General features: G+C 67.1%; 11 protein-coding genes. 3 read left to right on the top strand and 8 right to left on the bottom strand.

The annotated features are described in order from the left end of the window. Window positions 1-10 precede the first annotated feature (10 nt). Window positions 11-622, top strand: a complete 612-nt coding sequence (locus EGD98_RS11375) for a cell division protein CdpA domain-containing protein (RefSeq protein ID WP_220588491.1) — start codon at window positions 11-13, stop codon at window positions 620-622. Between the two features lie 30 nt (window positions 623-652). Here the strand turns inward: EGD98_RS11375 and EGD98_RS11370 are convergent, their stop codons facing one another. After that, the gene (locus EGD98_RS11370) at window positions 653-1,492 is read right to left on the bottom strand and encodes a DUF4382 domain-containing protein (protein ID WP_220588490.1); all 840 of its coding nucleotides are present in this window, start codon (window positions 1,490-1,492) and stop codon (window positions 653-655) included. 119 nt (window positions 1,493-1,611) lie between these two features. Between EGD98_RS11370 and hjc the strand changes: the two genes are divergently transcribed. Beyond that, window positions 1,612-2,133, top strand: a complete 522-nt coding sequence (hjc, locus tag EGD98_RS11365; RefSeq protein WP_220588489.1) for a Holliday junction resolvase Hjc — start codon at window positions 1,612-1,614, stop codon at window positions 2,131-2,133. Window positions 2,134-2,256: 123 nt separating this feature from the next. Here hjc and EGD98_RS11360 read toward each other — a convergent pair whose 3' ends face one another. Continuing rightward, a complete protein-coding gene (locus EGD98_RS11360; protein WP_220588488.1) occupies window positions 2,257-2,889 on the bottom strand; it encodes an SWIM zinc finger family protein in 633 nt (210 codons plus the stop codon). A 198-nt stretch (window positions 2,890-3,087) separates the two neighbouring features. Here EGD98_RS11360 and EGD98_RS11355 point away from each other — a divergent pair, with 198 nt between their 5' ends. Then, entirely contained in the window at window positions 3,088-3,297 is a 210-nt protein-coding gene (locus tag EGD98_RS11355) for a DUF7472 family protein (RefSeq protein WP_220588487.1), read from the top strand. Here the strand turns inward: EGD98_RS11355 and priL are convergent. From priL to EGD98_RS11325, 6 genes are all read right to left on the bottom strand, one after another. Further along, window positions 3,294-4,379 carry a DNA primase regulatory subunit PriL gene (priL, locus tag EGD98_RS11350; RefSeq protein WP_220588486.1) on the bottom strand — a complete coding sequence of 362 codons (1,086 nt, stop codon included), beginning with the start codon at window positions 4,377-4,379 and terminating at the stop codon, window positions 3,294-3,296. The genes EGD98_RS11355 and priL overlap by 4 nt on opposite strands. 65 nt (window positions 4,380-4,444) lie before the next feature. Beyond that, complete coding sequence (locus EGD98_RS11345) at window positions 4,445-4,624, bottom strand: hypothetical protein (protein ID WP_220588485.1); 180 nt, start codon at window positions 4,622-4,624, stop codon at window positions 4,445-4,447. A 382-nt stretch (window positions 4,625-5,006) separates the two neighbouring features. Beyond that, window positions 5,007-5,192 (bottom strand): DUF7534 family protein, encoded by a 186-nt coding sequence (locus EGD98_RS11340; protein WP_220588484.1) that lies wholly within the window; start codon window positions 5,190-5,192, stop codon window positions 5,007-5,009. Window positions 5,193-5,465: 273 nt separating this feature from the next. Then, complete coding sequence (locus tag EGD98_RS11335) at window positions 5,466-6,743, bottom strand: adenosylhomocysteinase (protein WP_220588483.1); 1,278 nt, start codon at window positions 6,741-6,743, stop codon at window positions 5,466-5,468. 44 nt (window positions 6,744-6,787) lie between these two features. Further along, window positions 6,788-7,534 carry a hypothetical protein gene (locus EGD98_RS11330; RefSeq protein ID WP_220588482.1) on the bottom strand — a complete coding sequence of 249 codons (747 nt, stop codon included), beginning with the start codon at window positions 7,532-7,534 and terminating at the stop codon, window positions 6,788-6,790. Window positions 7,535-7,747: 213 nt separating this feature from the next. Further along, window positions 7,748-9,046, bottom strand: a complete 1,299-nt coding sequence (locus EGD98_RS11325) for an amidohydrolase (RefSeq protein ID WP_220588481.1) — start codon at window positions 9,044-9,046, stop codon at window positions 7,748-7,750. Window positions 9,047-9,059 lie beyond the last annotated feature (13 nt).

Raw genomic sequence — 9,059 nt, 5'->3', positions numbered from 1 at the left:
ACGGCTTGCTATGGAGCAGCTCGGAGACGCGTACGGTGGCCGCCGCTGGGAGGGGCGGGACCCGCGTCGCGTCTACGCCGGGGCCGCGCTCGGCGTGCTGGGCGCGCTGGCGGTCGTGCTGGGCCTGCTGGTCGTGACGACGCCCGTCGGCGCGTGGCTGGGCGCGAGCGACCTCCGGGCCGCCGAGAAGCTGGCCGGGACGCTGGGCGGCCTGGGTATCCCGGCGATGTTTCTGGGCGTCGTCGCCGTCCTCCCCTCGTCCCGGCGCGAGAACGTCGGCGTCCTCGTCGGCGCCGGGTTCTGTCTGGTCGGTGTCGCCATCTTCCAGGTGGCCTACCCCGAGCGATGGACGACCGGGGCGGAGACGCTCGCCTTCGAGACGGCGATGGCGTACTTCGTCGGCACCGGCCTGGCGTTCTGGTTCGTCTTCACCGCGATGGCGAGCTTCCGCACTCGTAACAACCCGCAGGGGATGGTCCGACTGGAGCTGACCCGCAAGGGCAAGAAACAGACGGTGACGGTCACCCGCGAGGAGTACCAGCGCTACGCGAAGGCCATCCGCAGCGACGGGGGCGAGACCGAGCAGATCATCCGCGAACTCGAATCCCGAGCCGAAGAGTAGCCGGCGACGAACGGCCGACCGGGGACGTTGTTACGCCTCGGTCGCAGTGTCGCTCTCTGTTTCCGTTCCGCTCTCTGTCGCAGTGTCGCTCTCCGTCGACGACTCGGTTTCGTCCTCGTCGTCGGCGTCGACTTCCTCGACCTCGACGTCCTTCCCCGCGACCCCGCTCTCGCCGATGACCGGTTTGAGGTTGTAGCCGCCCGTCCCCTTCTTGACGACGTTGATGTCGAAGACGAACTCGACGGTCCCGTCGGCCGTCACCTCGAACGGTTTCTGAATCTGGAGCTTGTTGCTCGGGAGCTTCACCGGCACCGCCTCGCCGTCGACGACGCCCTCGATGTCGCTCACGTACAGCTCTATCTTGCTGTACTCGCCGGTCTCCAGCTTCCCATCGAGGACGCCGATGGCCTTCTCGCCGACGACCTGTGTCAGGTCGACAGTCGGCGAATCCAGGTCGAAGACGGTGAAGCCGCGCTCTGAGGCGCTCTCGTCGTCGTCAGAGTCACTCTCCGCCTCACCGTCGTCGGTTTCCATTTCCTCGGTCGCCGTCGCGGTTTCCGTCGCCGTTGCCGTCTCAGTCGCTGTGGCGGTCTCGGTGTCGTCGTCGTCCGACTGCTGGCGGTGGACGCGGGCCCTGTCGAAGGTCACGTCCAGCGAGTCGAAGTCTCCGATATCTGCCGGCCGGTCGCTGATGAGCAGGCGGAAGCTGCCGGTGGTGGAACCGGTCCCCCCGTCGATGGCCGTTTCGGTGCTACCGCCGGGGGTGCCGTCCCCGCTCGCAGTCCCGTTCGTGTCAGTCGAGCCGCCACAGCCGGCAAGCAGTGTCGTCCCGGTCACCGTCGTCGCAGTGAGGAATTGCCGTCGGTCCATGCCAACTCCGTACGACTACACCCATATATACAAACACGACCGTTCAGCCCCGCCCGGGTGGATGAACCGAATAAACGCTATACGTGAACGTTTTACCGGTATGGGACCACCATCTGATAATGGCAAACTCGAACGCGAAGGGGGACCGCCGCGAGCGGGAGCTGGTCAACGCACTCGACGAGGCGGGCTTCGCGGTGATGCGGGCGCCGGCCAGTGGCAGCGCGACCGAGCGGGAGCTCCCGGACGTGCTGACCGGCGACGGGGAGACCTTCTACGCTATCGAGGCCAAATCCAGCGCCGGTGACCCAATCTATCTGGACGGCGCGGAGATAGAGGCCCTGCTCTTTTTCGCGCGGAACTTCGGCGCCAAACCCCGCGTCGCCGCCCGCTTCGACCGCGAGGACTGGTACTTCTTCCATCCGGGCGACCTCTACACGACCGACGGCGGCAACTACCGCGTCAAGAAGGAGACCGCCATCGCCGAGGGCACCGACTTCGACGAGTTCGTCGGCAACACGAGGAAAGTGACCCTCGACGAGGTCGCCGACGATAGCGGGCCGGACCAGGCGATACTCGATATCCTTGCGGCCTTCGAGCGGGGCGACCTCTCGAAAGACGAGGCCGCGGCGATGCTGGAGTGAGCCGTGCGGGAGTTTATCAACGATACCGGCAGCAGATGGCATGCCGCCGTCGCAGGGAGGGTCAAACCGGCACGCCGTGCGTAGCCGCGCTCCTGGGGGCGCTACGCACCGACGGCGGCACGCTTACTCGACCAGTTGCTCGTCGGTCCGGTCCAGCCGCGACCGCGGGAAGGCATAGCGACGGGGCCGCCTCCGCCGGTGACGGTCGGTCAGATACGTCGCCTCGACCACCCTATCCGCGGCCGGGTAGCCGTCGTTGCGCTCGTACTCGGCGACGGTCTCCCCGGTCGCCTGGATGACGTGCTCGTCGGCCCGCTCGTCGAGCACCCGGGCGACGACGAGGCGCTTGCCCGTCTCGCGGTCGACGACGACGTCGCCGGGGACGAGCCGGCAGCGCCGGCAGCGGTGCGGTGGAACCGCGTCCCGAGGGACGAACGTGACGCCGCCACAGACGTCACAGCGCGCCCGCTCGCGGCCGGGCGGGGCAACACGGCGGGCGGTTATCTCGATGGCGACTCGCCGCAGGTGTTTGCACTGCTCGCCGCGTATCCGGTGGTCCGGACAGCTACAGCTGTGCTCGGCCAGGTCGACGCGGTAGGTGTGGCCGCTCTCGGTGGTGACGGCGTAGCTGTCGTCCTCGCGGCGGTCGACCAGCATCCGCTCGGTCCAGGCGCGACGCGAGCGAGCGTCGAGCCGCTCGGGGCCGGGTGCCAGTGCAGTCGGCTCGGTGTCGTCCGAGGGCGTAATCAGTGTCATAGCGGGCGGACACGGCTGTTTTTCTCGATGTGTCCAGTCGAAACGTAGGGCCCGAACGACCCTAAATCTCTCGGCGGCTAGGCGTGTTCGTGGACGGACAGAGCGTACGCGAACAGCCAGAACTATTTAGATCACGGACACGAACCGTTGCTAGAGCGGTTCGACACCCTTTTGCCCGCCCCGGGGATATCGCGGGACATGGAAATCGAGCGGGAGGCCATCGTGCAGGTCGTTATCTCGGCCATCGCCCTCGTGACGTTCGTCGCGGCAACCGTCTACGTCGCCACGACCTACTCGGCCAACGGCGGACTCACGCCCCAGGGCGGCACCGCGCTGGTCGGCGCTATCGGGCTGTTCGTCGTCGTGATGCTCGGGGCGGGCATCTGGCTGGAACGGTCGCAGTTCTAGGCCTCGGCCGCTTCGTCTTCGCCGTCGTCGTTCTCGTCGCGCCAGTCCTCCAGTTCCTCGTCCTCGGCGTCGTCTATCTTCTGCTCGTAGTAGGCCATCGGATGGGAGATGCGCTCACAGAGGTCGTCCATATTCACACAGTCGCCGTAGGACTGCATCGTCGAGCAGGCCGGCGTCGAGTACTCCGTCGGGCTGGTGTCGCCGCGGATGTGGTCGACCTGGTACCGGGTCGCCTCCTCGCCGAAGCCGGGGTTGACGTTGAACAGGTCGACAATCTCGTCGGTCGTCATCCCGATACTGGTGAGGAAGGCGGCGATAGCAAAGCGAGAGTGGTGGGCCAGGTGTTCGCCCTTCTGGACCTTGTCCAGCAGCGCCTGCATACACGGCGGGAACAGTTCCGGGACGACAGTGTCTATCTCCCGGGTCAGATCGAGCTCTGCGAGCACCTCGTTTAAGCGCTCGACCTCGTCGTCGAGTTCGTCGGCGATAGGGTCGGGCACCTGGAAGGGGAGCCCCTCGGCGACCCGGTGGCGGATGGCCTGTTTCAGCAGGACGTGCAGCTCCTCGGACCCGATTCGGACCCGACCGTCCGCCAGCGGCCGGTTGACCAGCCGCCAGTGGTCACCCCGCTGGTCGGCCGCCAGGTCGAGATAGGTCCCCACCTCGACCCAGTAGCCCTCGGCGGCGTCGGTGACGGCGCTCGCGAGGTCGAACTCCGCGAGCAACTGGTCGAGGCTCACGCGCTCGGTGCTGGTGGACTTGAACTCCGTCGTCGCCGCGAACTCCTGACTGAACCGCTCCTGGGCCGACTCGGCCTCGGCCTGGGCGTACTTGCGGGTACAGACGTGCGTATCGACTAGCGAGACGAGCACGCGCGCGACGGGGTAGGAGAGCAACTCGACGCGGGTGCGCCGGTGTGGGTCGCCGACGCTACCGTCCGTGATGGCGTGTTCGACCCGCTCCACGGCCCGCTCGGTGACGGCCTCGTCGGTCGCGACGACCTCGCCCAGGTCGACCGCCGCAGTCTCGACGGCCTCGCGGGCGGCGGCCAGGAACGGGTAGCGCGCGTGGAGCGGCTGCATGGACACCGCTTGCGCGTGGGGCCGAATAAAATTGCCGTCCCCGTGCCGGGCGGTTCGATGCGACCTCAGCGCCCCCGCCCGTAGACCAGCCAGTACGAGAGCGGGAGGGCCACCACCAGACTTATCAGCCATATGAGAAGCGCTAACTCCGGGATATTCTGTCCCAGGAACGCGCCAACCCAGAATCCGACCGTGCCGAAGGCGGCTACGGCCCCAGCAAACTCCAACAAGCGTTCTCCACTCATTGCTGTATTCTTCTGGGGAATAAATGACGTTAAATGTAGGTATTTTGCTTTCCATCCACTCTCTCTGTAACGAACCCTGTCTCGACCGCTCGCCCGCTTGCAATTTCGGAGGGATTCGCTGCGCGCAGTTCCTCGCTACTCACGGCTCCCGCTGGTCGCCACCCGACCGCTTGAGGGACCTCCGGTCCCTCTCCGCACCCTTTCTGGGTCTCCCTGGGTCGGCCCCACTATCTGATTCAACGGGATTCTCCCGCCGTCGTCGGCCTGGGGCCGACTGCTCGCGGCGTTTCCGACGCCACGCTGTTCACGGCGTGGAGGATGAACAAAATTGCCGTCCCCGGTCGCGGCGGTCAGCAGGCAGCGGCTGCCGGTCGGCACACCCTCACAGCGAGAGCCCCCGCCGGTAGACCAGCCAGTACGAGAGCGGGAGCGTCACCGCCAGAATCACCAGCGTCCCGAGCACCTGTGAGTACGGGTCCGGCGGTGCGACCTGTGCGGCGACGGCGAAGCCGACCATGATGAAGGCGGATTCGAGCGCGAGAAACTCGACAGTGAGTTCGCCAGTCATTGACATGAACAGCGGAGCCCCCGGCTGTAATCGATTTCGGTTTGTCTCTCACGTACGATGTGTGGACCGGTCCGCGTACTACTCGCGGGTCCTCTGCTCACGGCTCGCAGTTACCAAGACGCTCACTCCGTCGCGGCCTCGCTCGGTCTCACGGGTCACTGCGTTCCCCGCTCCGGTACGAGGTCACTCGCAGGCTCGTGACCTCGCTATGCTCGCGGTTCCCTGCGGTCACCGCTGCGCAGTTCGGAGGAACTTCGCTACGCTCAGTTCCTCCTACGTCCCGTGCTGCCAGGAATCCATATACTCGGCCTGGGTCTCGGTCAGCCCGTCGAACTCGACGCCCTCGGCGTCCAGTTTTATCTCCGCGACTTCCTTGTCCAGTCGGTCGGGTACGTCGTGGACGCCCGCCTCGTACGCGTCGCCGTTCTCGACCAGTTCGCGAACGACGACAGCCTGAATCCCGAAGCTCTGGTCCATCACTTCGACTGGGTGACCCAGCGCGATGGGAGTCGCCAGGTTCACCAGTCGGCCCTCCGCCAGCACGTTCAGCCGGCGACCGTCGGCCATCTCGTAGGCCTGGACGCCGTCGCGGGCCTCGTAGGAGTCGACCGCCAGATCCGAGAGCGCGTCGAGGTCGATCTCCACGTCGAAGTGGCCGGCGTTGGCCAGCAGGACGCCGTCCTGCATCCGTTCGAAGTGCTCTTCGACGATGACGTCGCGGTTGCCGGTGGTCGTGATGAACACGTCGCCCTCGGCGGCGGCCTCGGCCATCGGGAGGACGTCGTACCCCTCCATGTGCGCCTCCAGGGCGCGGCGGGGTTCGACCTCCGTGACGACCACGTCGGCGTTCTGGCCGCTGGCCTTCTTCGCGACGCCTTTCCCGCAGTGGCCGTAGCCGGCGACGACGACCGTCTTGCCGGCCCACGAGAGGTTCGTGGTCATGGCGATGCTGGCAAGCGAGGACTCGCCGGTGCCGTGGACGTTGTCGAAGAGGCGCTTCATGGGCGTGTCGTTGACGGCGAAGACCGGGTAGTCGAGCTGGCCGTCCTCGTCCATCGCGCGCAGGCGGTGGACGCCCGTCGTGGTCTCCTCGGCCCCGCCGACGATAGTGTCGATGAGCTCGGGGTAGTCCTCGTGGATGGCCGCGACGAGGTCCATGCCGTCGTCGACCGTGATGGTCGGCTCGTGGTCGATGACGGCCTCGATAGCGGCGTAGTACGCCTCGTCGTCGACGCCGCGCTCGGCGTAGGAGGTGACGCCGTCGACGGCGTCCAGGGCGGCGCTGACGTCGTCGTGAGTCGAGAGCGGGTTGCAGCCGGTGATAGCGACCTCAGCGCCACCGGCAGCCAGAATCTCGGCCAGAATCGCCGTCTTGGCTTCGACGTGCATCGCCATGCCGATGCGCTCGCCCTCGAAGGGCTGTTCGGCCTCGAACTCCGAGGCGAGTGCGTCACAGATGGGCATGTGCTGGGCTGCCCAGTCCATCTTCCGTCGGCCCGACTCACGGGCCTGTTCGACGTCTGCGAGTCGCTCCGAAATGGGCGCTGTCATGCCCGAGAGAAAGGACAGAGTTCCTAAAACGCTACCGAAGCTGCTCAGTTACCGTTGCCGCGGGCCTTCTCTGGCGGACCGCCGCCGTTGCCGTTGCCGCCGGGGCTCTGCGCGTCGTCGCTATCGCCGGACGGGCCGGCGTCTTCGGGCGGGCCACCGCCCTTGTCAGAGTCGTTCTCGGCCGTCTCGTTGTCGTTCTGGCCGGCGTGCTCGGGCGGGCCGCCTCGCTTGTCGGAATCGTTCTGGCCGGCGTGCTCGGGCGGGCCGCGCTCACCGTCTGCCGGCGGGCCGGCCCACTCCGGGGCGTTTCCGGGGTTGTTCTCGGTCGCGAACTGCGCGACCTGCTGACCGATACCGGTCGAGTTCTCGGAGAGCAGCGACTTGACGAACGAGGAGACGCGGTCACCGAAGACGCCGGTCTCGTTCCCGTCCGAAACGGTCAGCTCCGCGGTCGTCGAGCCGGTCGCCGTCCCGTCGGTCGCGGTCACCTCGACCGAGACGTTCTCCTCGGGTTCGGGCAGCGTTACCGTCCCGTCCGCGTCGGTCGAGTACGCCTCGCCGGCACCCGCGTACGTGCCGTTGTCGAGGACCTCGACGGTCACGGTGGCGTTTTCCACGGCGGTGTCGTTGTCGGTGACGGTCACGGTCGGCCCGGCGTTGCCGGCCTGGCTGACCGACACGTCGAGCGAGTCGTTGCCTGCACTCTCAGCCGCGACGGTGGCCGCCCCCGGTCCCAGCGCGAACAGGACCAACCCCACTGTGGCCATAACTGCAAACAATCTGGTATGCATCACACATCCACCCTCGCCAGAGACCTGATTAAACCCCCCATCCCGTTCAGTTCGTTCACCTGCGTGTCAGCTACGATATTACGGCCCCAGATTTCGTTGGAGTGTTTATAACCTTCTTTGAGCGTTTAATTCTCATACGGGCTGGTGCAGTATCGTCCCGGTATCGCCGCTCCCGGGAGGGCGGTCACCGGGACACAGCGACAACAGTCCGTTTCACTCGGTCGCCCGGTCGACCAGCGCCGCCGCGTGCTCGCCCGCTCGCTCGCGGACCGCCGCCGCCTCGAAGACAGTGACCTCGCGGTCCCGCATGAGCACCTCGCCGTCACAGACCGTGTGGCGCACATCGCTCCCGCCGGCGGCGTAGGCCAGATGCGAGACGAGGTCGTGGGCCGGCGTCAGGTGGACAGCCTCGAGGTCCAGGACGGCGAGGTCGGCGTTCGCGCCCGCCGCCACGCGGCCCGAATCGAAGCCCAGCAGGTCGGCCCCGTTCGCGGTCGCCATCTCGACGGCGGCCCCAGCGGGGACGGCACTCGCATCGTCGGCGGCCAGCTTCCCGACCATCGCGGCGTCGCGCAGCTCGTCGAACATATCGAGGTCGTTGTTCGAGGCCGCGCCGTCCGTGCCGAGGCCGACGGTGACGCCGGCGTCGAGCATCTTCTGGACCGGCGCCATCCCGCTGGCGAGTTTCATGTTCGAGGCCGGACAGTGGACCGCGCCCGTGCCGGTCTCGGCGAGCAGGTCGATTTCGGTCTCGTCGACGTGGACACAGTGGGCGAGGAAGGTATCGTCGCCCATGAGCCCGACGTCGTCGGCGTATTCGAGTGGCCACATCCCGTGTTCGTCGACGATAGGCTCGACCTCGTCGGTCGTCTCGTTGGCGTGCAGATGGATAGGCAGGCCCGCCTCGACGGCCTCGGGGACGAACTCGCGCAGGTACTCCTCGCCGACGGTGGTCAGACTGTGGGGCTGGAACGTCGTCCGGATACGGCCGTCGGCCGCACCGTCCAGTTCGAGCGCGGTGTCGAGGCTCTCCTGCATATCCGCTCGCGCGCCCTCGTCGTCCTTGGCGACCGTGACGGCGGTGTGGCCCAGCACGGCCCGCAACCCCGCGTCCTCGACGGCCGCCGCTATCTCGTCGACGTGGAAGTACATGTCCGAGAGGGCCGTCGTTCCCGACCGAATCATCTCCACCAGCCCGAGTTCCGCCCCGACACGGACGTCCTCGGCGGTGAGTTCGGCCTCGACCGGCCAGATGTCCTCCTGGAGCCACGCGTCCAGGGGCTTGTCGTCGGCGTACCCCCGCAGGAGCGTCATCGCGACGTGCGTGTGGGCGTTGACGAGGCCGGGGATGACCAGGCCATCGCTGGCGTCGAGCGTGTCCTCGCCCGCCAGTTCGCCGGGGTCGTCGACGGCCACGATGTCGCCGCTGTCCTGGTCGACGAGCACGTCCGCGCGCTCGACGGTCATATCCGGTCGCAGTACCTGTCCGCCGGCAACGAGGAGGTCGGTCATGGGACGGGCTTTT

The organism is Haloarcula salinisoli (genome assembly GCF_019599405.1).
GTDB classification, from domain to species: domain Archaea; phylum Halobacteriota; class Halobacteria; order Halobacteriales; family Haloarculaceae; genus Haloarcula; species Haloarcula salinisoli.
This window is presented reverse-complemented; position numbering and strand designations above follow the sequence as displayed.